23 protein-coding genes are annotated in these 21569 nt (G+C 60.6%); 6 read left to right on the top strand and 17 right to left on the bottom strand.

Annotated elements, in window-relative coordinates:
- Positions 1 to 71 precede the first annotated feature (71 nt).
- The 4 genes from HT585_RS03345 to HT585_RS03330 all read right to left on the bottom strand — a co-directional run bounded on the left by HT585_RS03345 (position 72) and on the right by HT585_RS03330 (position 3112).
- Entirely contained in the window at positions 72 to 1325 is a 1254-nt protein-coding gene (locus HT585_RS03345) for an NAD(P)/FAD-dependent oxidoreductase (RefSeq protein ID WP_176351592.1), read from the bottom strand.
- 63 nt (positions 1326 to 1388) lie between these two features.
- Entirely contained in the window at positions 1389 to 1892 is a 504-nt protein-coding gene (locus HT585_RS03340) for a TIGR00645 family protein (protein WP_176351591.1), read from the bottom strand.
- 164 nt (positions 1893 to 2056) lie between these two features.
- Positions 2057 to 2221: a DUF1328 domain-containing protein gene (locus HT585_RS03335; protein ID WP_037105882.1), complete on the bottom strand. Its 165-nt coding sequence runs from the start codon at positions 2219 to 2221 to the stop codon at positions 2057 to 2059.
- 567 nt (positions 2222 to 2788) lie between these two features.
- Entirely contained in the window at positions 2789 to 3112 is a 324-nt protein-coding gene (locus tag HT585_RS03330; RefSeq protein ID WP_176351590.1) for a hypothetical protein, read from the bottom strand.
- 551 nt (positions 3113 to 3663) lie between these two features.
- On the opposite strand from HT585_RS03330, the gene HT585_RS03325 reads away from it, so the two are divergent.
- Positions 3664 to 3912, top strand: coding sequence for a glycine zipper domain-containing protein (locus tag HT585_RS03325; protein WP_065775524.1), 249 nt, complete (start codon positions 3664 to 3666; stop codon positions 3910 to 3912).
- A gap of 61 nt (positions 3913 to 3973) precedes the next feature.
- On the opposite strand, the gene HT585_RS03320 is transcribed toward HT585_RS03325, so the two are convergent.
- Positions 3974 to 4192 (bottom strand): NepR family anti-sigma factor, encoded by a 219-nt coding sequence (locus HT585_RS03320; protein WP_176351589.1) that lies wholly within the window; start codon positions 4190 to 4192, stop codon positions 3974 to 3976.
- A 165-nt stretch (positions 4193 to 4357) separates the two neighbouring features.
- Between HT585_RS03320 and HT585_RS03315 the strand changes: the two genes are divergently transcribed.
- Positions 4358 to 5155 (top strand): response regulator, encoded by a 798-nt coding sequence (locus HT585_RS03315; protein ID WP_176351588.1) that lies wholly within the window; start codon positions 4358 to 4360, stop codon positions 5153 to 5155.
- Between the two features lie 18 nt (positions 5156 to 5173).
- On the opposite strand, the gene HT585_RS03310 is transcribed toward HT585_RS03315, so the two are convergent.
- From HT585_RS03310 to HT585_RS03275, 8 genes are all read right to left on the bottom strand, one after another.
- A complete protein-coding gene (locus tag HT585_RS03310) occupies positions 5174 to 6304 on the bottom strand; it encodes an AI-2E family transporter (RefSeq protein ID WP_176351587.1) in 1131 nt (376 codons plus the stop codon).
- Positions 6305 to 6358: 54 nt separating this feature from the next.
- Complete coding sequence (locus HT585_RS03305) at positions 6359 to 6529, bottom strand: hypothetical protein (protein WP_171986904.1); 171 nt, start codon at positions 6527 to 6529, stop codon at positions 6359 to 6361.
- A gap of 178 nt (positions 6530 to 6707) precedes the next feature.
- On the bottom strand, positions 6708 to 7055 hold the full coding sequence (locus HT585_RS03300; RefSeq protein ID WP_025426006.1) for a RidA family protein: 348 nt from the start codon (positions 7053 to 7055) through the stop codon (positions 6708 to 6710).
- Positions 7056 to 7231: 176 nt separating this feature from the next.
- The gene (locus HT585_RS03295) at positions 7232 to 8059 is read right to left on the bottom strand and encodes an ABC transporter ATP-binding protein (protein ID WP_176351586.1); all 828 of its coding nucleotides are present in this window, start codon (positions 8057 to 8059) and stop codon (positions 7232 to 7234) included.
- Positions 8056 to 8910, bottom strand: a complete 855-nt coding sequence (locus HT585_RS03290; protein ID WP_176351585.1) for an ABC transporter ATP-binding protein — start codon at positions 8908 to 8910, stop codon at positions 8056 to 8058. Before HT585_RS03290 ends, HT585_RS03295 begins: the two co-directional genes overlap by 4 nt.
- Before the next feature lie 2 nt (positions 8911 to 8912).
- On the bottom strand, positions 8913 to 9821 hold the full coding sequence (locus tag HT585_RS03285) for an ABC transporter permease subunit (protein WP_176351584.1): 909 nt from the start codon (positions 9819 to 9821) through the stop codon (positions 8913 to 8915).
- A 10-nt stretch (positions 9822 to 9831) separates the two neighbouring features.
- Positions 9832 to 10836 (bottom strand): ABC transporter permease subunit, encoded by a 1005-nt coding sequence (locus tag HT585_RS03280; protein WP_176351583.1) that lies wholly within the window; start codon positions 10834 to 10836, stop codon positions 9832 to 9834.
- Between the two features lie 216 nt (positions 10837 to 11052).
- Positions 11053 to 12648 (bottom strand): ABC transporter substrate-binding protein, encoded by a 1596-nt coding sequence (locus HT585_RS03275; RefSeq protein WP_176351582.1) that lies wholly within the window; start codon positions 12646 to 12648, stop codon positions 11053 to 11055.
- A 658-nt stretch (positions 12649 to 13306) separates the two neighbouring features.
- Between HT585_RS03275 and HT585_RS03270 the strand changes: the two genes are divergently transcribed.
- On the top strand, positions 13307 to 14020 hold the full coding sequence (locus HT585_RS03270; protein WP_176351581.1) for a LuxR C-terminal-related transcriptional regulator: 714 nt from the start codon (positions 13307 to 13309) through the stop codon (positions 14018 to 14020).
- Positions 14021 to 14045: 25 nt separating this feature from the next.
- On the top strand, positions 14046 to 14567 hold the full coding sequence (locus tag HT585_RS03265) for a response regulator (RefSeq protein WP_176351580.1): 522 nt from the start codon (positions 14046 to 14048) through the stop codon (positions 14565 to 14567).
- A 98-nt stretch (positions 14568 to 14665) separates the two neighbouring features.
- Here HT585_RS03265 and rirA read toward each other — a convergent pair whose 3' ends face one another.
- On the bottom strand, positions 14666 to 15130 hold the full coding sequence (gene rirA / locus HT585_RS03260; protein ID WP_176351579.1) for an iron-responsive transcriptional regulator RirA: 465 nt from the start codon (positions 15128 to 15130) through the stop codon (positions 14666 to 14668).
- Between the two features lie 213 nt (positions 15131 to 15343).
- Between rirA and HT585_RS03255 the strand changes: the two genes are divergently transcribed.
- The gene (locus HT585_RS03255) at positions 15344 to 16363 is read left to right on the top strand and encodes a Fe(3+) ABC transporter substrate-binding protein (RefSeq protein WP_425513723.1); all 1020 of its coding nucleotides are present in this window, start codon (positions 15344 to 15346) and stop codon (positions 16361 to 16363) included.
- 106 nt (positions 16364 to 16469) lie between these two features.
- Here the strand turns inward: HT585_RS03255 and HT585_RS03250 are convergent, their stop codons facing one another.
- The 3 genes from HT585_RS03250 to HT585_RS03240 form a co-directional block, all read right to left on the bottom strand.
- The gene (locus HT585_RS03250) at positions 16470 to 17525 is read right to left on the bottom strand and encodes a M48 family metallopeptidase (RefSeq protein WP_176351577.1); all 1056 of its coding nucleotides are present in this window, start codon (positions 17523 to 17525) and stop codon (positions 16470 to 16472) included.
- Positions 17515 to 18621 (bottom strand): YjgN family protein, encoded by a 1107-nt coding sequence (locus HT585_RS03245; RefSeq protein ID WP_176351576.1) that lies wholly within the window; start codon positions 18619 to 18621, stop codon positions 17515 to 17517. The genes HT585_RS03250 and HT585_RS03245 overlap by 11 nt, the downstream gene beginning before the upstream one ends.
- Before the next feature lie 321 nt (positions 18622 to 18942).
- On the bottom strand, positions 18943 to 20439 hold the full coding sequence (locus HT585_RS03240; protein ID WP_176351575.1) for a CoA-acylating methylmalonate-semialdehyde dehydrogenase: 1497 nt from the start codon (positions 20437 to 20439) through the stop codon (positions 18943 to 18945).
- Positions 20440 to 20555: 116 nt separating this feature from the next.
- Here HT585_RS03240 and HT585_RS03235 point away from each other — a divergent pair, with 116 nt between their 5' ends.
- Positions 20556 to 21437, top strand: a complete 882-nt coding sequence (locus HT585_RS03235; RefSeq protein WP_176351574.1) for a LysR family transcriptional regulator — start codon at positions 20556 to 20558, stop codon at positions 21435 to 21437.
- Positions 21438 to 21569: the final 132 nt, after the last annotated feature.

Raw genomic sequence — 21569 nt, 5'->3', positions numbered from 1 at the left:
TGCGCGAGGGCAGATCAAAGGCAAAGAGGCCGGACGCGATGCTTCCGGACTCTTGTCGATCGCAGAAACGATCAGGAGAAGAAGCGCTCCGGCCGATAGGGCGCGATATCGATCACCGTCTTCTCCCCGGTCATGGCTTCGGCAAGTGCCCGACCGGTGACGGGCCCGAGCGTCATGCCGTGATGGGCATGGCCGAAGGCGAACCATAGGCCTTGGTGCCGCGGCGCCTTGCCGATGATCGGCATCATATCCGGCGTGCAGGGCCGAGCGCCCATCCACGGCTCCTCGTCGCGGCGTTCGGCCAGCGGGAAGAACTCGCGCGCGACGCGCTCGGCGCGGGTGAGTTGCACCGGTGTCTTCGGCGCATCGCGCCAGGCAAATTCCGCACCTGTCGTCAGGCGGATGCCGCGTTGCATCGGCGCCAGGAAATAGCCTTTCTCGGCATCCAGCACCCAGTTGTTGAGCTGAGCGCCCTCCTGCATGCCGTAATGCATGTGGTAGCCGCGCTTGACGGCAAGCGGGAAGTGGTAGCCGAGCTTGCGCGTTACGGTATCGGCCCAGGGACCGAGCGCGACGACCACCTCATGCGCCTCGAGCGGACCTTCGGGCGTTGCCACCCGCCAGCCCGGGCCTTCGAGGATGTGCTCCACCGTCGCGGCGTCGCCGGAAACAAGACGACCGCCGAGTGACTGGAAATAGGCGAGATAGGCCATATTGAGGCTGTGCGGATCGCGGATCGACCAGGGATCGCTCCAGCGCAGGCCACCGACGAGATCGGCCTTGATGGACGGCTCTATCATCTTCAATTCGCTGGCCGAAAGTTTCTGGTGGTTGACGCCGAAACCGGCCGACAGTTTTTCGGCGTCCTTGTAAGCGGCGTCGCGCGCCTTCTCGGTGCGGAAGACCTTCATCCAGCCGTCCTTGCGGATCAGGTCGCTTGCGCCGGATGCGTTGATGAGATCCTCATGCTCGACGATCGAATGCTCGATCAGCGGCGCATACATGTGGGCGATACGCTGGTGCTGGGTGAAACCCGAGTGCCACCAGTAGCGCGCCAGGAACGGCACCAGGCCCGGCAAGGCGCGGATGTGGTAATGTGCGTCGATGGTGTTGTTCAGCGCGTAGCGGAACAGTGCCCCGAAATCATGCGGGAAACCGTAGGGAAACACGCCTTCGCGCTGGATGAGGCCAGCATTGCCGTAGGATGTTTCCTCGCCTGCGCCGCGCCGATCGAGCAGCACCACCGACTTGCCGCGCCGTGCCAGATGGATGGCGGTCGATATGCCGACGATGCCGGCCCCGAGAACCACTACGTCAGTCTTCATGTCCCGCTGCCTCGCTCCTCGATCAACACAAGCCACGGCAGCATTCACCGCCGAGCCAAAACGCTACTTCTTCTTCAGGCCATTCATGATCTGCTCGAGGTAGCCGAGCAGAACCGCCGAAACCACGAAGGCAAGATGCATAATCGTCGCCCACATCAGCTGCTGGTCGGTATATTGCTGCGTATTGAGGAAGATCTGCAGAAGATGGATCGACGAGATCGCGACAATCGACGAGGCAACCTTGATCTTCAGGCTGCCGGCATCGAGTTTGCCAAGGAAGGAGACCTCGGCGTCACCCTCGTCGAAGCGGCTGACGAAATTCTCGTATCCCGAGATCATCACCATGACGATCAGGCTTGCCACCAGCGCCGCATCGATCAGCCCGAGCATCGCAAGGATCATCTGGGCATCGTCGTAGACGAAGACCATGCCGGCAATCTTCGCGAGCTTGTACATGAACGAGATTCCGTAGAGTCCCAACGCTGCAACAAGCCCGAGGTAGAAGATGACCAGCAGCCAGCGACTGGACAAGATGATCCGCTCTACGAGGAGCTCCAGCGATTTCATGATGTTCGCATTCCTTTGGTGCGCGTCAGATCCGTTTCGGCATGAATAGCCAAGCGCATCTGTGAGGGCAAGGGATGTCGCGGACGGCAACCGAACACGAAAAAGGGACGAAGCCTTTCGACATTCGTCCCTTGTTCATGTCCTGGAAGAGGATGGCCTCCTGATCAGGTTCTACGCATCAAACCTGCGACCAGCGAGATCACCAGGAAGGCGAGGAAGAGGAAGAACAGGATCTGCGCGATACCTGCAGAAGCGCCAGCAATACCGCCAAAACCAAGTACACCGGCGATAATCGCCACCACCAGAAAGACGAGAGCGTAGTAAAGCATAGGATATCTCCTTGTGTGCGTCGCTGGAGAAGAAACGTCATGATCCGGGATTTTGTTCCGGCGCGTCCGTCGAGAACGGAAAAATCTTCGACCCTACCAAAAGAGCATCGAAACGATCTATTAACCATGACCAGCAAATCAGTCTCGAAATGACACAGCCGAGACGAATTCCGCCAGGAACCTTCGAGATAGTCCTACGTTGTCCCCTGAAGGAATAAAGCAGGTTCGACATGAAGATGCCAATGTCACATATCTGGAAGTCCGCCGCTGAAACAGCACGCCGAAACGCTGAGCGGCCGGACAGTAATCTTCACATCGGTAGAACGATGCGTGATCTCTACGCACACAACGCAGACAAACCGAGCAGAAACCTGGACAGTCTTCTTGAAAAGCTGAAAAAGACCGAGCCCAAACCGAAAAGATAGTTGCTGAGAAACGCTCTTTTCAAACACCACAAAAGTAAAAGCCGCTGCGATTGATCACCGCGGCGGCGTTAGTTTTTCGTTCTGCATCACTGTCAAACTCTGTTGCCGGCGGCGCAGACGGTTGCACGTCTCGATGGCAACTTCAGTTACGGAGTTTGGGAGCATCGTCCGTGCGCGCGGCAACAGCGTAAGCGCCGTCGTCGGCGAACACCTTGACTTCGAGCTGGCGCGATGGCGTGATCCGCCACTCAATCGTCGCATCTTCGACGAACAGCGCCGGATCGACTTCGGCGCATTTACCGTAGGCGCTCTTGAACACCTTCCCGACCTCGTCGATCGATGGCGAAAGCAATTCATGACATTCTTCGACGGTTTCGAAACCGACGACCGGCGTCGGAACCTCACGGCAGGCGGCTTCGCCCTGCATGCAGCCGACGAGGACCATGATGGCAGCGATATGTTCCATTCGCATGCTCCTTGATCAAAAACTCCATAAGCAAACGATCATGGACCCTACGAAGTTCCATCGTGCGGGCCGAAATTTGGTCGTAACCTTCGTAAGCCCGCGAACTCGGTGCGGCATTTCACATCGGGACGACGGCTAACGGCCCAGGAATTGTCGGGGCATTGTCGGGCGGAGCAAGCGTCGGGCACGTCTGCGGGCAATTGCCGCCGACCACCCGCCAGAACGCCTGATCGACGGCAGCTTCCAAGAAGAATTTGCCCGATGGAACAAATCGGCGTGATCGTCGTTTCCACAGCAATAACAAGCGCTGCGCCCGCGGCGATACCACACAGGGAGACATTGATGAGCGGTGCATTCCGGCCCGTTGCGAGCAATGCAAGGGCGGCTAAGATAGTCGTGAAGCCTAGGTCAGGGCTGGCGTCGATTCCGAGCGCGTGCCTTTGCGAGCGGCCTCATTGTCGTCATTCTGTTCGTCCTCATTCCCCGCAACCGGCCTAGGCTGAATGCATCCTTCAATGTTCAACGAAGCAAACCTCGGATAGGAACGCGTCATGAAGAAGATACTTATCGTAGCAAGCCTGATCCTGCCCCTCGCGGCCTGCACGCAAACGGAAAAGGGTGCGGCGATCGGCGCGACCGGCGGTGCAATCATCGGCGGTGCCGCAACAGGCAATGTCAGAGGCGCTGCAGTGGGTGCCGCCATCGGCGGTGTCGCCGGCGCGCTTATAGGCAATGCCAATGAGCCTGGGCGCTGCATCTACCGCGACCGCTACGGCCGCCGCTACGAAGCAGCCTGCTAAGGCGAAAACGTTTCGAAAGAGCGAGGGAAACGGGCTTCGGCCCGTTTCTCATGTCGTGGGCTCATACCTTGGGCGGAAGCTTGCCGTTAGCCTGCATACACGCCTCGGCATCATCCAGCTTTTGCAAAAGGTCGATGAAAAGGTCGGGTACCGGCTCCTGTTCGATAGCCCGATAGAGCGCCTTCAGTTTCGAGCCAATCAAGCCGTTCGGATCCAAACCGCTTGCGGCCTTCGCCGTTCCGCCCTCCGTAGCACCGCGTTCGTCCACAGGGTCTTCCATCCCACATATCCCCACGTCGCAAGGCGCTCGAAACACCTCGAGCGCGCATCGCTGTTGCCAGCTTCCCATAGGCCGAAAAACGTGTTCAAAACATTCACGTCTTTCGCGGGATGTCCATTGTCCTCAGAAAACAAGCGAATCACATCAGACCCAAGGAAGTACTTGATGTCACTTTCGACCCGTATTGCGCCACACCTTCCCTTTCTCCGCCGTTACTCCCGCGCCGTGACAGGTTCACAGGCTGCCGGCGACGGTTATGTGGCAGCAGTCCTGGAAGCGCTGATCGAAGACATCAGCCTTTTTCCCGACAGTTCCAATGACCGGATCTCCCTCTATAAACTGTTCTGCTCGCTGTTCGAGAAAGTCTCCATCGACCGGACCGAGAACGTCTCTCCCTTCGCCTGGGAGCAACAGGCAGCCGCCAATCTTTCGCTTATCGCGCCCGCAGCGCGCCAGGCCTTTCTGCTCGTCTCGGTCGAGGGTTTCTCGATTGCCGATGCCGCCGAGATCATGGGGCAGAGCCAGGCGGCGTTTTCCAAGCTGCTGACGGTCGCTTCGGAAGACATCTCGCGCCAGGTGGCAACCGAAGTCCTGATCATCGAAGACGAGCCGCTGATCGCACTCGATATCGAAGACATGGTGACGAGCCTCGGCCATCGCGTGACCGGCATCGCCCGCACGCACAAGGAAGCTCTGGACCTCTATCACAAGACGGCTCCGAAGATGGTTCTGGCCGACATCCAGCTTGCCGACGGCAGCTCGGGCATCGACGCCGTCAACGAGATCCTGAAGGACGCGGCAGTGCCGGTGATCTTCATCACCGCCTTCCCCGAGCGGCTGCTGACAGGCAAGCGGCCGGAGCCGGCCTTCCTGGTGACCAAGCCTTTCAATCCGGATATGGTCAAGGCGCTCATCAGCCAGGCCCTGTTTTTCGACGAGCACGCCCGCTCGACGGGCAGATAAGCGCACGCACCACAGGCATTACGCCGGCAGCTGCCGCTCGGGCGGCTGCTCGCGCACCTCCTCGAAAATCGTCATGGCGATGAGCGATAAGGGCAGCGCCAGCATGGCGCCGACCGCGCCCCACATCCATGTCCAGAAGATGATGGCGACGAAGACGAGGAACGGGTTGACCTCGAGCCTGTTGCCGAGGATCGAGGGTATCACCAGGTTTTCCATGACGAGATGCACCACGAAGAAGGTGGCGGCCGGCGCAAGCGCCAGCAGAATGGCGTCATGCGTCATCAGCCCACCGACGAGCAGCGCCAGCGTCATCAGTGTCACGCCGAGATAAGGTATGAAGCTGGAGACGAAGGCGAACAGCCCCCACAGCGGCGGCATGGCCAGGCCGCCGACCAGCGCGATGATCATGGTGACGACACCGAGGGCGAGATAGATCAGGCTCGCAATCGAAAAATACTGTGCCAGCGCGCTTTCGATCGCGTTCATGATGCGGATCGTGCTCAGGCGTCTTTCCCGGCTGGTAAAGGCAAGAATGATGGTTCTGCGCAGATGCAGGCGCCCCAGAAGGAACAGCCCGAGTGCTGCCAGAAAGATCAACGTCTGAACCAGAGCGGGCGTCAGCCCGCCGGCGACGGCACCGAGCACGGGCGCGGCATTTTTCATGACGGTATCGGCGAGTGCGTCGCTGCCTGTGCCTTTCGCCACGGCGACGCGCAACCATTCGAAACGCTCGATGAATGGCAGCACGCGCTCGACCACCCCTTCCGCCAGGGCCGGCGCCTTCTGCGCCAGGTCCGTGATCGGTCCAAGCAGGACGCTGACCACCGACGCAAGACCAAGAACGAAGACGAGCGCCAGCAACAACCCGCCCATGATCGGCGGAAGGCCGAACTTTGACAGGCTGTCGGCCGCGCGCCCGAGCACGATGCCGACAACGACGGCCAGCGTGATCGGCATCAGGATCGTTTCCATCGAGTAGACGGCGGCAGAGCCGGCAATCACGAATAGGCCGATGATGCTCCAGGCGACCATCAGATCGATGCCATCCCGCTTCGGCTCAGCAGGCAAGGCCGCTTCAGCCGTGGCCGTTTCCTCCTCGGCGATGCGTTTCAGCTTGTAGTAAGCAGCCGTATGGCCGGATGTGTCCAATGCCGTCCCTCGCCTCTTTTTGTCGCGCGCACGCCAGTCTGCGTACCCTGTCGTTCAGTGTCGTTCGGGTGGGAACACGTGCAAGGTCAGCGACAAAAGCCCGAGACCGAGAACGATGACGAGCAATGTGTGCGCAACACCGGTGGCGGTGTCCGGGACGAAACCGAAACCGATCAAGAGACCTGCGAAAGCAAGCACGCAAATCCGCGGCAGCCAGTAGAGCATCGAACGCCCTCCCATTTTTTGTGGAACCGAAGGTAAACGTGCGGACTGGCGAATGGTTCCTGCGCGGCGGGGGAACAAGGGCAGGCCCGTCAAATGAAAAACGCCGCCGTGCACAGGGCACGGCGGCGGAGATGCAATGTGGCGGCAAGTTCGCCAAGGACTTTTGCGCGGCAGGCGTTTAAGCGGCGGCTGCGACGACGATGACTTCGACGAGATATTCCGGGGTTGCGAGCTTTGCTTCGCCGGTGGCGCGTGCCGGGGTGTTGCCCTGCGGTGCCCAGGCATCCCAGACCGAGTTCATCTTCGGGAAGTCGGCCATGTCGGCGAGCCAGATGGTGGCCGAGAGGATGCGGGTCTTGTCGGTGCCGGCGAGCGCCAGAAGACGGTCGACTTCGGCAAGCGCCTGCTTCGTCTGGGTCACGACATCGTCACCGGCATTGCCGACCTGGCCGGCGAGGTAGACGGTGTTGTTGTAAACCACGGCCTGGCTCATCCGGGGGCCGGTTTCGAAACGCTTGATTTCCATGATCGTGTTCCTGAAGTTGGGCCGAACGCTGAATGGTCGGCCGAAAAGCGGCTGCCCGCCGCCGGAAGGCGAGAAGTGAATGGCGGCGCGAAAGCTCTACACCATCGGCCCCTCAAGGCCAAGAAGCCGGAGAATTCTTTCCCCGGCCTCGCTTTGTCAGACAACGCCGAGATGGATCAGGCGGCCTGCTTCTTGGCAAGCCGTGCCTTGATGCTGGCAACGTCGGCGCGCGGCGTCGCGGCAAACAGCGTCTTGGTGTAGCTGTGCTTGGGGTCGGCGAAGACTTCGTCGCGGCTGCCGTATTCGACCGCTTCACCAAAATACATCACCATCACCTCGTCGGCGATGTAGCGCACCACCGAGAGATCGTGGCTGATGAACACGTAGGTCAGTTGGAACTCGTCCTGCAGATCCGCGAGCAGGTTCAACACCTGCGCCTGGACCGACAGGTCGAGCGCCGAGACCGGCTCGTCCAGCACCAGAAGCTTCGGGTTGAGCATCAGCGCACGCGCAATGGCGATGCGCTGGCGCTGGCCGCCCGAAAACATGTGCGGGTAACGATTGTAGTGCTTCTCGTCGAGACCGACCTTCTTCAGCATCGCCATCGCCCGCTCGCGACGTTCGTCAGCGGGGGTCTTGGTGTTGATGATCAGCGGTTCCGTCAAGATGTCGCCGATCTTCTGGCGCGGGTTGAGCGAGCCATAGGGGTTCTGGAAGACGATCTGCACCTTGCGGCGCATCTCCGGCGTCAGGTCGCCCTTGGTGATATCGACCTTGTTGCCATCGATCAGCAGATCACCCGACGTAGCCGGGTCGATCAGCGTCAGGATGCGGCCAAGCGTCGACTTGCCGCAGCCGCTTTCGCCGACGATCGCCAGCGTCTTGCCCTCTTCGACCGAGAAACTCACGCCCTTGAGCGCATGCACGGTCTTGGCCTTTTTCATCAGGCCGCCGGGGATATGATAGTCGCGCACCAGGTTGCGCGCTTCGAGAACAACGGTCATCGGGCGGCTCCTTGAAGGCTCTGCTCATCGACAAAAAGCTCGGAGATGGTCGGCAACCGGTCGCCGGTCGCGTTGTCCGGCAAGGCTGCCAGCAGCGCGCGCGTGTAGTTGCTCTTCGGCGATTCGAACAGCGACAGCACGTCGGCTTCTTCCATCTTGCGCCCCTTGTACTGCACGACGACGCGGTCGGCAGTCTCGGCGACCACGCCCATGTTGTGCGTGATCATGATCAGGCCCATGCCGTGCTCGGCCTGGAGCCGCATCAGGAGGTCGAGGATCTGCTTCTGGATCGTCACGTCGAGCGCGGTCGTCGGCTCGTCGGCGATCAGGAGCTTCGGGTTGCAGGCAATGGCGATCGCGATCATCACGCGCTGGCACTGACCGCCCGACATCTGGTGAGGATAGTGCCCCAGCCGCTCGCCCGGATCGGGGATGCCGACCGCCTCGAACAGTTCGATGGCGCGCTTGCGCCGTTGAGCCTTGTCGAGACCGAGGTGGATACGCAACACCTCCTCGATCTGGAAGCCGACCGTGAAGCACGGATTGAGGCTTGCGACCGGCTCCTGGAAGATCATCGAGATATCCTTGCCGATGATCTTCTTGCGCTCTGCCGGCGCCATGCCGAGCAGGTCGCGACCGTTGAACGTCAGCTTGTCGGCCGTGACCTTGGCTGTCCATGGCAGGAGGCCCATGGCCGCCAGCATCGACACGGACTTGCCCGAACCGGACTCGCCGACGATCGCCAGCACTTCCTTTTCGTGCACCTTCATCGACACGCCGTCGACGGCGCGGAAGGGACCGGTGGCCGTCTGGAATTCGACGACCAGGTTTTCGATTTCGAGAAGCGCCATGATCAGGACCTCTTCAGCTTGGGATCAAGCGCATCGCGCAGGCCGTCACCCATCAGGTTGATCGCCAGAACCGTGATCAGGATCGCGATGCCTGGAAGGGTGACGATCCACCAATGGCTGTTGATGAACTCGCGCGCTTCGGCGAGCATGGTGCCCCATTCCGGTGTCGGAGGCTGGGCACCCATGCCGAGGAAGCCGAGGGCGGCAGCGTCGAGGATGGCGCTCGAGAACGACAGCGTGGCCTGGACGATCAGCGGCGCCATGCAGTTCGGCAGGATCGTCTTGAACATCAGGCGGCCATGGCCGGCACCGGAAACCTTGGCTGCGACCACATAGTCTCGGCTTTTTTCGCTCATGACGGCGGCACGGGTCAGGCGCACGAAGTGCGGCTGGAAGACGAGCGCGATCGCGATCATGGCGTTGACGAGCCCCGGGCCGAGAACAGCCACCAGCACGAGAGCGAGCAGCAGCGACGGGAAGGCGAGGATGATGTCCATCACACGCATGATGACGGTATCGACCCAGCCACGGAAATAGCCGGCAATGACGCCGAGCGCGATTCCGCCGACGAGCGACAGTGTCGTGACGATGACGCCGACAAACAGCGAGAAGCGCGTGCCGTAGATCAGGCGCGAGAGCATGTCTCGGCCGACCGCGTCGGTTCCGAGCAGGAATTCGGCGCGGCCACCCTCCTGCCAGACCGGTGGAACCTTCACGGCGTCACGATACTGCATGACTGGATCGTGCGGCGCGACCCACGGCGCGAAGATCGCCAGCAGAACAAGGAACAGGAAGACCACGAGACCGATGACGGCACCGCGGTTCTCGGAGAAGTAATACCAGAACTCGGCCAAGCGCGCCCGGCGGGACGGATCGGTCGAAACGGCGTTTGTTGCAGCAGCTTGAGACATGACGCCCTCCTTAATGCCGGATGCGCGGATTGATGAGACCGTAGAGCAGGTCGACGATGAGGTTGACCAGCATGATCACCGCAGCGATGACCAACAGGCCGCCCTGGATGACGGCGTAGTCGCGACGCGATACCGAATCCACCATCCACTTGCCGATGCCCGGCCAGGAGAAGATCGTCTCGGTCAGGATCGCGCCGGCGAGCATGACGCCCACCTGCAGACCGATCGTGGTGATAACCGGGATCATGGCGTTGCGAAGCGCATGCACGCCGACGACACGGAAGGTCGAGAGGCCCTTGGCGCGCGCCGTGCGCACATAGTCTTCGGAAAGCACTTCCAGCATCGCCGACCGGGTCTGGCGCGCAATCACGGCCAGCGGAATGGTGCCGAGCACGATCGTCGGCAGGATGAGATGGCTCACCGCAGACTTGAAGGCGCCCGCCTGCCCCGACAATAGCGAGTCGATCAGCATGAAGCCCGTAACCGGCGGGAAGAAATACATCAGCGAGATGCGGCCCGAAACCGGCGTCCATTGCAGGATGCCCGAGACCAGCATGATCAGCAGCAGACCCCACCAGAAGATCGGCATCGAGAACCCGACGAGGGCGGTGCCCATCATTGCCTGGTCGACGGCCGAGCCGCGCTTGATCGCAGCGATCACGCCGGCCGGAATGCCGAGCACGATAGCAAACAGGATTGCACAGAGCGAAAGCTCGACGGTCGCCGGGAACAGTTCGAAGAACTGGTCGATGACCGGCTTCTTCGTCACAATCGACGTGCCGAAGTCACCATGGAGCACACCCCAGAGGTAGTCGAGATACTGGATCACGATCGGCCGGTCGAAACCGAGCGCGTGCGAAATTTCCGCATGCCGCTCCGGCGACATGACACGCTCGCCCGAAAGCAGGGCGACAGGATCGCCCGGAAGCATGCGAATGAAGGAGAAGGCAATGATGGAGACCCCGATGAAAGTCGGGATCAGGACCGCCAAACGCCCCAAGAGAAATCGAAACATGTTTTACCCCGCGCCATGTTGCCGCGCCGTTGTATCCCGGCGCTGGCACCACTGCATGTTTTCCCGACCCCTTCGGATTTGAGGGTAGGTACAGGCAGCAATTCAAACGTGCCTACAGCGATCATGGCGCGTCTGACAAGACGCTTAGCGCTGCAGTAGATGCAAAGAGGGGCGTTTGCCCGTGGCAAACGCCCCCTTTCGGATCAGTTTATTAGCTTACTCGACAATATCCACGCCGTCGAAGGCAAAATCGCCGAGCGGGCTCTGGACGAAGCCTTCGACATTCTTGCGCATCGGAACGACCGACAGGGAGTGGTCAAGCGTTGCCCAGGGGGCTTCGCGCTTGAAGACAACCTGCGCCTCTTCGTAGAGCTTGGTGCGCTCTGCCAGATCGGACGTGTCCTTGGCCTTCTTGACCAGGGCGTCGAATTCCGGGTTGCACCACTGAGCGCGGTTGTTGCCGCCCACAGCGTTGCAGCCGAGCAGGGTGTCGAGGAAGTTGTCCGGGTCACCGTTGTCGCCGGTCCAGCCGAGGATGACGGCACCGTCACGGTCCTTTGCCTTCGACTTGTCGAGGTATTCGGCCCATTCGTAGGACACGATCTCGACCTTGACGCCGATCTTGGCGAAGTCAGCCTGCATCAGTTCGGCCGCGCGACGGGCGTTGAGCATGTAGGGACGCGAAACCGGCATCGCCCACACCTTCATCGACAGATCCTTGACGCCTGCTTCTTCGAGCATCTTCTTGGCTGCGTCGAGGTCGTAGGTGTCGTCCTGGAGCGTGTCGTTGTACGACCACATCGTCGGCGGGATCGGGTTGGTTGCCGGCTGAGCAGCGCCCTGGAACACCGCGTCGACGATCGCCTGCTTGTTGATCGCCTTGTTCAGCGCCTTGCGAACTTCCGGCTTGTCGAACGGAGCCTGCGTCGTGTTGTAGGCGAGGTAGGCAACGTTCAGACCGGCCTGTTCCATCACCTTCAGGTTCGGATCGGCTTTCATGGCAGCCACGTCGGCCGAGTTCGGGAACGGCATCAGGTGGCATTCGCCGGCCTGCAGCTTCTGGAAGCGAACCGAAGCGTCCGAAGTGATCGCGAAGACCAGGTCGTCGATCTTCTGCTTGCCACCCCAGTAATCCGGGTGTGCCTTGTAGCGGATCACGGCATCCTGCTGGTAGGCGACGAAGGCGAAAGGACCGGTGCCGAGCGGCATCTGGTTCATCTGGTTCATCTTGCCTTCGGCCTGCAGCTTGTCGGCATACTCCTTCGACAGGATCGAAGCGAACGGCATGGCGATGTTGGCGAGGAACGGCGCTTCCTTGCGCGTCAGGGTGAACTTGACCGTCAGGTCATCGACCTTCTCGACCGACTTGATGACTTCCGGGAAGCCCATGCCGGCTGCGTATTCCCACGAAGCGCCGGTCACGTACTTGTTCCAGGGGTTGTCGGCCTTGAGCTGGCGCTCATAGGAGAACACAACGTCGTCAGCGTTCAGCTCGCGAGTAGGAGTGAAGAACTCCGTCGTCTGGAACTTCACGCCCGGACGCAGCTTGAACGTGTATTCAAGGCCATCATCGGAAATGGTCCAGCTCTCAGCGAGGCCCGGCTCGGTTTCGGTCGTGCCCTTCTTGAACTCGAGCAGGCGGTTATAGACCGTGTGCGCTGCTGCGTCGAACGTCGTGCCGGCGGTGTAGAGGCCCGGGTCAAAACCCTCAGGCGAACCTTCCGAGCAATAAACGAACGTTTTCGACCAGGCGGAGCCGGCCATCAGCGTGGCAAGCGCCGTCGCTGCGAAGAGAGTAGTGAGCTTTTTCATGAGCTTTGCTTCCCAGATTTGTTCTTGTTCTCGTATTTTCCTGACGCGGAATGGCGTTTGCCCCCGGTCAAGGCCGGATGGAACGACATTTGGCGTCGCATTGCAATAAGTCGCCGAACAAATTTGTCTATGCGAAAAATTCTACCTGGGGCGGAGCCGGAAATCTGTCCACTGTTTTAGAATACCCTGACATTTCCGGGGGCTTTGTCGGCCCCTCCTCGCCCGGCGCGCCGGGGCCACATCCGTTTTTCGTCGACGGTGCGGGGTGATGGGCGACGGGGAAAGGGGCGTGCGCGGAACGGGCTGGTTGTAGCGGCCGACAGTCCGCCGTGCACCCGCCCTGCGTGTGTTGCCACAGGCGCAGGGTCAGCGATTCGATGAAATCGCAAGAAACGGTCAATCCCAAGATAGTTGGGTAGAAATCACCCGTCCGATTGTGCAATAGAACCTAGACAAAATCTCGGGGGAGACAATCGACGTGCCAAAACGTCCTTGGGAGGGGGCGGCATCCGCCTCACCGCGCTTTCGATCTCGCGGCAAGACCGCCGAGAGACGGTCGTGACGATGCCAATCCGCAATTTCGATGCCGGCTTCATGCGGTTGATTGAGCCGGTCTTGCGCGTAGACTGCCACCTCGCGACAAAGGGGTAGCGCATTCGTGGCAAGTTTGCTGGAAAATCACAGGCGCTACGATCTCCGCAACGATCTGGAGAAAGCGCTCAACCGCGTCGACTTCTTCCGCATCTTTCACACGATGACGCTGCGGTTCGGCTTCAATCATTTCGGCATTCTGCAGCTCGGCAACGAGAACGACGCGTGCATGCTGTCCACCCGGCTTGTCCTGCACGATCTTCCGTCGGGGCTGGCGGAAGAATACGACAAGCGCCACCGCTTCGGCGATTCGCTCTTCTACAAGACCCTGCACACGTCGATTATTTCCTCCGTCTGGAGATCGGGCGACCCCGACTGCGCCAACGGCCAGAACCTGCTGGTCCAGCTCGGCTTCGAACTGCTCTTGAGCGTGCCGGTGCACGCGGCGGCGACGGGCGCGCGGTATGCCGTGCTCTTCTTGGGCGATGGCAACGATATCGCCCGCTCCGAGCATTTCGAGCTGACCTATGATGCCATCTGCGCCTTCGACTACTTCTATCGCATCGCGCTTTCCAACAAGGCCGGAATGGGCCTGACGCCGCGCGAAACGGAGATTCTCAAGTGGATTTCCCATGGAAAGACGGCCAGCGAGATCGCACTGATCGTCTCGGTCTCGGAACACACCGTGAATTCGCACACGGCGACGATCCTGAAGAAGCTGGATGTCGTCAATCGGACACAAATGGTGGCGAAGGCGATACGCGAACAGATCATTCAGTGACGCCGGTCGACGGGACGATTTGAACATGGCTGCGCTGCAAGGCGGAACCGCTGCAATCGGACGCCGCAGAAACGACACATACTCGCCACCAAGCCGCTTGCCGATAGCAGGCGCGCACCGCAGAATGGCTCCCGGTCACTCAGGTACTTGGACGATCATGACACAAAAAGCCCATATCCTGCTCGTTGACGACGACCCTGCGGAGAACCTCATTTTGCGCGGGCTGATCAGGAAGGTCAGCACTATCCAGATTGAATTGCATTACTGCCAGACGATCGAAAGCGCGCTCGAATTTCTACGGTCGGGAAAACCGGTTTCGATGGTGTTGATGGACAACCGCCTTCAGCCGCAGCGCGACTTCCGCGAAACGGTACCGGCGCTCCGGCACCAGGGCTTCATCGGCCCGATCGGTGTTATCTCGGGGTCGCTCGTCGAGCCCTATTTCCAGAACCTGGAAGAATACGGCGCGGATTTCCGCATCGACAAGTCAGAGATCGATCCGACGGCAATAGAGTTCATACTGAGGGAATATCTGGCGCCGAACTGAAACGGTGGCCGGCGGCGGCTCTGACCCGCGAAATCATGCGGCAGGATCAGGCGTTGCAGCGCCGGGCGTCAGGACACGCGGCGCCGCGAAATTGGAGATCAGGCCGCAGTCGTCTGCGGACGCTTGGTCTCTTCGATGCCAAGCAGGAAGTTGATCTGGGGACGCGCCTTGACCAGATCGTCGATGGTGTAACCCTGCAGCACTTCGAAGAAGGCGTTCAGAGCCTTGCGCAGAGCGGAGTTGAGACCACAGCTGTCGACCAACGGACAGTCGATTTCGCCGGCCTCGAAGCATTCGGCCATGGCGAAACTGTCTTCCGTTACCTTGACCACATCGAACAAAGTGATGGCCGAAGCGGGCTTCGGCAGGCGTACGCCGCCGTTTCGGCCACGCACGGTTTCGACCAGACCGGCACGCGTCAACGGCTGAAGGATCTTGAACAGAAACAACTCGGACACGCCATAGGCCCTGGCGATTTCGGGAATGCGGCTGAGCTTCTCGCCGTTTGCAGCGCAGTACATCAACATGCGAACTGCGTAGTTCGTTTGTTTCGTCAGTCGCATAATTCACTCCGGAATCGAGAGGTTTATCGAACATTCATATAGGACGGATCGTAGTTTGGAACAATTCCAAAAAACCAAAAAAGTCACATCTGCTTGATCGTTAACCGTTACCCGATTGACTGTTGGTGAGCTGCGGATCAAAAAGATGAGCGATTTTGTTTACTTAGCTCAAACCAAAAAATGGAGGAAACCATGTCCGTTTCAAGAGCTGCAATGGGCGTATTGTCCCTCACCGCAAGCCTGCTCGCGTCCACGGCCGCCTGGGCCGATGGCGAGGTCAACATCTATTCCTATCGTCAGCCCGACCTGATCAAGCCGCTGCTCGATGCCTTCACCAAGGAAACCGGCATCACGACGAACGTGCTCTTCCTCGACAAGGGCCTCGTCGAGCGCATCCAGGCCGAAGGCGCCAACTCGCCGGCGGACGTGATCCTGACTGTCGACATCAGCCGCCTCACCGAGGCCAAGGACGCAGGCGTGACACAGCCTGTTGTCAACGAGACGATCAACAAGGACATTCCGGCGCATTTCCGCGATCCTGAAGGCAACTGGTTCGGCCTGACCACCCGCGGTCGCGTCGTCTACGCCTCCAAGGACCGCGTCACTGAGAACGACATCACCTACGAAGAACTCGCCGATCCGAAGTGGAAGGGCAAGATCTGCACCCGTGACGGCCAGCATTCCTACAATATCGGCCTGTTCGCCTCGATGATCGCCCACAACGGCGAAGCTGCGACCGAGAAGTGGCTGACGGGCCTGAAGAACAATCTGGCGAAGAAGCCCGACGGAGGCGACCGCGACCAGGCCAAGGCGATCCTCGCCGGCGAATGCGATCTCGCGCTCGGCAACACCTACTATGTCGGTCTGATGCTGACCAACGAGAAGGAGCCGGAGCAGAAGGAATGGGCAGCGGCCATCAAGGTGCTGTTCCCGAACGCCAAGGACCGCGGCACGCATGTGAACATTTCGGGCATGGCGCTCGCCAAGAACGCTCCGAACAAGGACAACGCGCTGAAGCTGATGGAATTCCTGTCGGAAGGCGAAGCGCAGAAGATCTATGCCGAGCAGGTCTACGAATATCCGGTGCTGCCGGGTGCCGAGCCCTCCGACGTCGTCAAGTCCTTCGGCACGATCAAGCCGGACGAGCTGCCGCTGGCCGAGATTGCCGCCAACCGCAAGAAGGCGTCGGAACTGGTCGACAAGGTCGGCTACAACGACGGTCCGCAGGACTGATCGAAAGCCTTTACATGAAGTGGAAACAGCGGGCCGAGTGCCCGCTGTTTTCGTTTGGTGATATCGCCGTGCCGTGTGTGGCGAAGCCGCTCGACTGGCCGAAGCCCTACTGCCCCTGCACCTTCAATTCGCCGGCATAGTCGAGGATCGCCTTGCGCCGTTCCGGCGTGCCGGGATGGGTCGCAAGGATGCTGGTATCGGAACTGTCGCCAAGCTCCTTTTCGAGCAGGTCGAAGAACCGGGCGATCGCCGTCGGATCCCGCCTGGCCTTCAGCATCAGTTCCACCGAGTGCCGATCGGCTGCCGCTTCCGCCGCCCGCGAATAGGAGAGCGTCAGAAGGCCGGCGCCCTGCACCAGAATATCCTCAGCACCGGAGCCGATGTCGCCGCCGATCATCATGATCAGCCCAGCAACGCCAGCCGCCCTGTAGATCTGCCGCAGGCTGTGCTCGAGCTCGACGTGACCGATCTCGTGCGCCAGCACGCCGACGATCATCTCGGTATCGTCGCCGGCAAGCTCGACCAGCTCATCGGTGACGATCAACGTGCCATCGGGGAGCGCGAAGGCATTCGGGCCGATGGAGCCGCCCTTGCGGTAGTTGAGCGTGTATCCGCCCTCGCCGCGATCGGACAGCCGCGCGATGGCATCGAACCCGTCGCGGATCTTTTTCTGGCGCTCGGCCGCCAAGGCGGAGGTGTCGAGCACCGTGCGGTCCATCGTCTCCAGCGTACTTGCCGACATGATCTTCGGCACGATCGGTGGCGTCACCAGCACGGCGATCTCGACCAGCGCCGGGACGGCATAACGATAGATGGCCATACCACAGAGCACGGTCGCCAGGACGACCGCAATCAGGCGCGGGTGGAACCGCTCCCATTCGTGGACGAGGCTGGTTTTTCCCTTGGTCTTGAGGAAACGATCGATGGCATCATTGTCGGTCGTCTCGAACAAGGAACCATCGGGAAAGCCGACGCGGCGCGGAATGGCGCCGACACGCGCGGAGATATCGATGGCGGCAAACGCGCCGGCTGCGAGTTCGGCCCCGGCCTCATCCGAAGCCTTGAGGCCGCCGCCCTCTTCGATCAGCCGTGAGGGCACCGACCGGCTGGAACCGGCCGGATGCCACTCGCCAACAGCGATGTCGATGCCGCTAGAAGCCAAAGTCGAAGCCTTCGAAATCCATGAACTCCGACCCGACGGCCGAACCTTCCTGCGCGATCTTGTCGAACATCTCGCCGACATTGCCCTCGAAATGCACACCCGTATGGTCATTGACATAACGCGCCATGCGAACTGCTGCCCAGGGACGCATCAGACCCAGCGTGAAGATGGTGGCGATCAGGTTGGTGGTCGCGATCCAGGCGTAACGGCCCCGCGACAGGTCGCTCGTCAGCTGATGCTTGCCGTCGAAGGTCGTTGCCGACCAGGCGACGTTGCGAACGCCAGCACGGTAGAACAGAGCCGCGACCCCGAAGATCGAAAGGAATGCGATGTAGCCGATGACGAACAAGGCGATCATCGAAAACTGCATTCCCGGTGTTGCCTCATAGGAACTATCGAACAACGACAGGATCACCGCCAGATTGAGGAACCCGATAAAGGCAATGATCAGCAGGCCGGCCACGATGATGGCGGCCGACAGGAACCAGGACCTGTAGATCGCCCCGACGGCAGGATCGGTCGCAAATGCCCGTTGCCCGTAACGCAGGTTGCTGCCGATATAGCGATACGACCAGCGGCTGGCGAGCGGCACGAGAATACCGAGCGTCAACACCGAAATGACCGGACCGACAATAAAGGCGAGAAACGCGCCACCGACGCCGCCGACGAAATCGAACCGCACATTGCGATAGCTGGTCACGCGCGCACTGAAGCGCAGGCCCCTGACCACCAGCCACGGCACGAAGGCCACAAGCAGCAGTGCAAGGATGATGCCGGCGATCGGCACGAAGGTCAGCATGACGTTGTAGAGGATCAGATAGGAGAAAACGATGATCCGGCCGATCAGGATCTGCTTGCCCTTCGCATGATATTCGAAGGCACGCCCGAGAAGCACCGTGTTGCCGTAGAAATAGCGGTTGCGACGGACCTTTGCCCAGGCGGAATAGATTCCGAGCGTAATGATCGTCAAAAGCACGTTGACGATCCAGATGCCAAAATACTCTTTGCCGCTGCCGGTAAACGACAGGCGGTGGAAATTGTCCGGTACTCGCTGCGTCAACGTTCCTTGCATCGACGCCGTGTCGGCCACGACCATGATAAAACCTCTCTCAATGAAATCAGAGTGCGGCTGCCCGCTATCAAACAGGCGCCGCGTTGCGACAGGATGACGTCATTTGTGAACCCAGCGAACTGTGGCTATCCCCCCGGATGAGCCTTCCATGCAAAAGAACGGTCGAAATACCTGCAATATTCGATCAAGACGCGAATCAATTCGCGACGACCTGAGACATATCAAATTAGTTGCAACACAGAACTGACTGCAACAGGAAAGAGCTGCCTGAAGGGTGTCCGGGCAAGCAACAAAAAAGGGCCTCCCGAAGGAGGCCCTGGAGGCGGGAGGATCTTTATCCCGTTGTTACTTCATCGTCGGCATGACGAATTCGGCACCGTCCTTGATGCCCGACGGCCAGCGCTCGGTGATCGTCTTGGTCTTGGTCCAGAACTTGATCGAGTCCGTGCCATGCTGGTTGAGGTCGCCGAAGGACGAGGACTTCCAGCCGCCGAAGGAATGGTAGGCGAGCGGAACCGGGATCGGAACGTTGACGCCGACCATGCCGATGTTGATGCGCGAGGCGAAGTCGCGGGCGGCATCGCCGTCGCGGGTGTAGATGGCGACGCCGTTGCCGTATTCGTGCTTCATCGGCAGGTCGAGGGCTTCCTCGTAGTTCTTGGCGCGGACAACCGAAAGAACCGGTCCGAAGATCTCGGTCTTGTAGATGTCCATGTCGGGGGTAACGTGGTCGAACAGGCAACCGCCGACGAAGTAACCGTCCTCATAGCCCTGGAGCTTGAAATCGCGGCCGTCGACGACGAGCTTTGCACCCGCCTCGACACCACTGTCGATCAGGCTCTTGATGCGCGCCTGGGCTTCCTTGGTCACGACTGGGCCCATGTCGGCCTTCTCGTCGGTGTAGGGACCGATTCGCAGGCTTTCGACCATCGGCGTCAGCTTGGCGATCAGGCGGTCGGCGGTGTCTTCACCGACCGGAACGGCAACCGAGATCGCCATGCAGCGTTCGCCGGCCGAGCCGTAGCCGGCACCCATCAGCGCATTGGCGGCCTGGTCGAGATCGGCGTCCGGCATGATGATCATGTGGTTCTTGGCGCCGCCGAAGCACTGGGCGCGCTTGCCGTTCATGGCAGCCGTGCCGTAGACGTAGCGGGCGATCGGCGTCGACCCGACGAAGGAGACGGCCGAAATGTCGGGGTTGGTGAGGATCGCGTCGACCGCACCCTTGTCGCCGTTGACGACGTTGAGGATGCCGGCCGGCAGGCCTGCCTCGATCATCAGTTCAGCCAGACGGATCGGAACGGACGGGTCACGCTCGGACGGCTTCAGGATGAAGGCGTTGCCGCAGGCGATCGCCGGCGCGAACATCCACATCGGGATCATGGCGGGGAAGTTGAACGGCGTGATGCCAGCGCCGATGCCGACGGCCTGGCGGATCGAGTACATGTCGATACCCGGACCGGCGCCTTCGGTGAACTCGCTCTTCTGCAGGTGCGGAATGCCGATGACGAATTCGCAGACTTCCAGGCCGCGAACAAGATCGCCCTTGGCGTCTTCGATCGTCTTGCCGTGCTCGCGCGACAGGATCTCGGCAAGCTCGTTCATGTGGGTGTTCAAGAGTTCGACGAACTTCATGAAGACGCGGGCGCGGCGCTGCGGGTTGGTCGCGGCCCACTTCGGCTGCGCGGCCTTGGCACTGGCGACGGCAGCGGCAAGTTCCGCGTCGCTTGCCAGCGCCACGGTGCCCTGCACTTCGCCCGTTGCCGGGTTGAAGATGTTGCTCGTGCGGCCGCTGGTGCCGGCAACGCGCTTGCCATCAATGAAATGACCGAGTTCGTACATGGATGTCTCCTCCTGATCTTGATTGTGGCGGCATGATCACACTACGATTTGAACAAAGCAATTTACGATATTTAGCAACCGTTGTGCGTAAATTGAAGTCCATGAGGATCTGAAACATGAATTGGGACGATGTGAGAATGTTCCTGGCGGTGGCTCGCACCGGGCAGATCCTTGCCGCTTCGAAACGGCTCGGCCTCAACCATGCGACGCTCAGCCGGCGGGTGACCGCGCTCGAGGAAACGCTGAAGACGCGGCTGCTTGTACGCCGGCCGAACGGATGCGAGCTGACGGCCGAGGGCGAAATCTTTCTGGCGGCCGCTGAACGGATGGAAACGGAAATGCTCGCCGCACAGTCGCAGATCGGCCGCATCGACACGGCGATTGCCGGCACCGTGCGCATCGGCGCGCCCGACGGCTTCGGCGTTTCCTTCCTCGCGCCACGCCTCGGCCGGCTGACCGCGCGCTATCCGGAACTGAAGCTGCAGCTCGTGCCGGTCCCCCGCTCCTTCTCGCTGTCGCAGCGCGAAGCCGATATCGCCATCACCATCGAACGGCCAGAACAGGGACGACTGGTCTCATCGAAACTGACCGACTATACACTCGGCCTCTATGCATCGACGACCTATCTGGCGCAGCACGGGACGCCGAAGACGATCGACGGCCTCAAGCACCATCGCCGCATCGGCTATGTCGAGGACCTGATCTTCACCCCGTCGCTCAATTTTTCCGCCGAGATCATGCGCAGCTGGGATGCGTCGTTCGAAATATCGAGCGCCACCGGCCAGACGGAGGCCGTGCGCTCCAGCGCCGGCATCGGCATCCTGCACAACTACATCGCCCGGCACACGCCGGAACTCGAACGCATCCTGCCTGAAACGACGATCCGGCGGGCCTACTGGACCACCTACCACGAAAGCGCCCGCGACCTGGTGCGCGTGCGCACCGTCGCCGCCTTCCTGCAGGAACTGGTGACGGCCGAGCATCAGATGTTTGCTTGAGCGGGCAAGGTGCCGGAGATCAGACCTATGCAACTATGAGTGTTGACGCAACAATTGCACGGTATAGTATGGATGGACTGATCTTGAGCAGGACTCGCGGCGGGCGTCATTTGCGTCGGGACCGAGGGGCAA

Source organism: Ensifer oleiphilus (genome assembly GCF_013371465.1).
Lineage (GTDB): Bacteria > Pseudomonadota > Alphaproteobacteria > Rhizobiales > Rhizobiaceae > Ensifer > Ensifer oleiphilus.
The sequence above is the reverse complement of the archived record's forward strand: the minus strand, read 5'-3'. Positions and strand labels throughout refer to the sequence as shown.

What these genes read in the sequence shown, in the direction of transcription:
- HT585_RS03345 (WP_176351592.1), bottom strand. Translation starts at nt 1,325, where the DNA reads ATGAAGACTGACGTAGTGGTTCTCGGGGCCGGCATCGTCGGCATATCG.
- HT585_RS03340 (WP_176351591.1), bottom strand. Translation starts at nt 1,892, where the DNA reads ATGAAATCGCTGGAGCTCCTCGTAGAGCGGATCATCTTGTCCAGTCGC.
- HT585_RS03335 (WP_037105882.1), bottom strand. Translation starts at nt 2,221, where the DNA reads ATGCTTTACTACGCTCTCGTCTTTCTGGTGGTGGCGATTATCGCCGGT.
- HT585_RS03330 (WP_176351590.1), bottom strand. Translation starts at nt 3,112, where the DNA reads ATGGAACATATCGCTGCCATCATGGTCCTCGTCGGCTGCATGCAGGGC.
- HT585_RS03325 (WP_065775524.1), top strand. Translation starts at nt 3,664, where the DNA reads ATGAAGAAGATACTTATCGTAGCAAGCCTGATCCTGCCCCTCGCGGCC.
- HT585_RS03320 (WP_176351589.1), bottom strand. Translation starts at nt 4,192, where the DNA reads ATGGAAGACCCTGTGGACGAACGCGGTGCTACGGAGGGCGGAACGGCG.
- HT585_RS03315 (WP_176351588.1), top strand. Translation starts at nt 4,358, where the DNA reads ATGTCACTTTCGACCCGTATTGCGCCACACCTTCCCTTTCTCCGCCGT.
- HT585_RS03305 (WP_171986904.1), bottom strand. Translation starts at nt 6,529, where the DNA reads ATGCTCTACTGGCTGCCGCGGATTTGCGTGCTTGCTTTCGCAGGTCTC.
- HT585_RS03300 (WP_025426006.1), bottom strand. Translation starts at nt 7,055, where the DNA reads ATGGAAATCAAGCGTTTCGAAACCGGCCCCCGGATGAGCCAGGCCGTG.
- HT585_RS03295 (WP_176351586.1), bottom strand. Translation starts at nt 8,059, where the DNA reads ATGACCGTTGTTCTCGAAGCGCGCAACCTGGTGCGCGACTATCATATC.
- HT585_RS03290 (WP_176351585.1), bottom strand. Translation starts at nt 8,910, where the DNA reads ATGGCGCTTCTCGAAATCGAAAACCTGGTCGTCGAATTCCAGACGGCC.
- HT585_RS03285 (WP_176351584.1), bottom strand. Translation starts at nt 9,821, where the DNA reads ATGTCTCAAGCTGCTGCAACAAACGCCGTTTCGACCGATCCGTCCCGC.
- HT585_RS03280 (WP_176351583.1), bottom strand. Translation starts at nt 10,836, where the DNA reads ATGTTTCGATTTCTCTTGGGGCGTTTGGCGGTCCTGATCCCGACTTTC.
- HT585_RS03275 (WP_176351582.1), bottom strand. Translation starts at nt 12,648, where the DNA reads ATGAAAAAGCTCACTACTCTCTTCGCAGCGACGGCGCTTGCCACGCTG.
- HT585_RS03265 (WP_176351580.1), top strand. Translation starts at nt 14,046, where the DNA reads ATGGCTGCGCTGCAAGGCGGAACCGCTGCAATCGGACGCCGCAGAAAC.
- rirA (WP_176351579.1), bottom strand. Translation starts at nt 15,130, where the DNA reads ATGCGACTGACGAAACAAACGAACTACGCAGTTCGCATGTTGATGTAC.
- HT585_RS03255 (WP_425513723.1), top strand. Translation starts at nt 15,344, where the DNA reads ATGGGCGTATTGTCCCTCACCGCAAGCCTGCTCGCGTCCACGGCCGCC.
- HT585_RS03245 (WP_176351576.1), bottom strand. Translation starts at nt 18,621, where the DNA reads ATGGTCGTGGCCGACACGGCGTCGATGCAAGGAACGTTGACGCAGCGA.
- HT585_RS03240 (WP_176351575.1), bottom strand. Translation starts at nt 20,439, where the DNA reads ATGTACGAACTCGGTCATTTCATTGATGGCAAGCGCGTTGCCGGCACC.
- HT585_RS03235 (WP_176351574.1), top strand. Translation starts at nt 20,556, where the DNA reads ATGAATTGGGACGATGTGAGAATGTTCCTGGCGGTGGCTCGCACCGGG.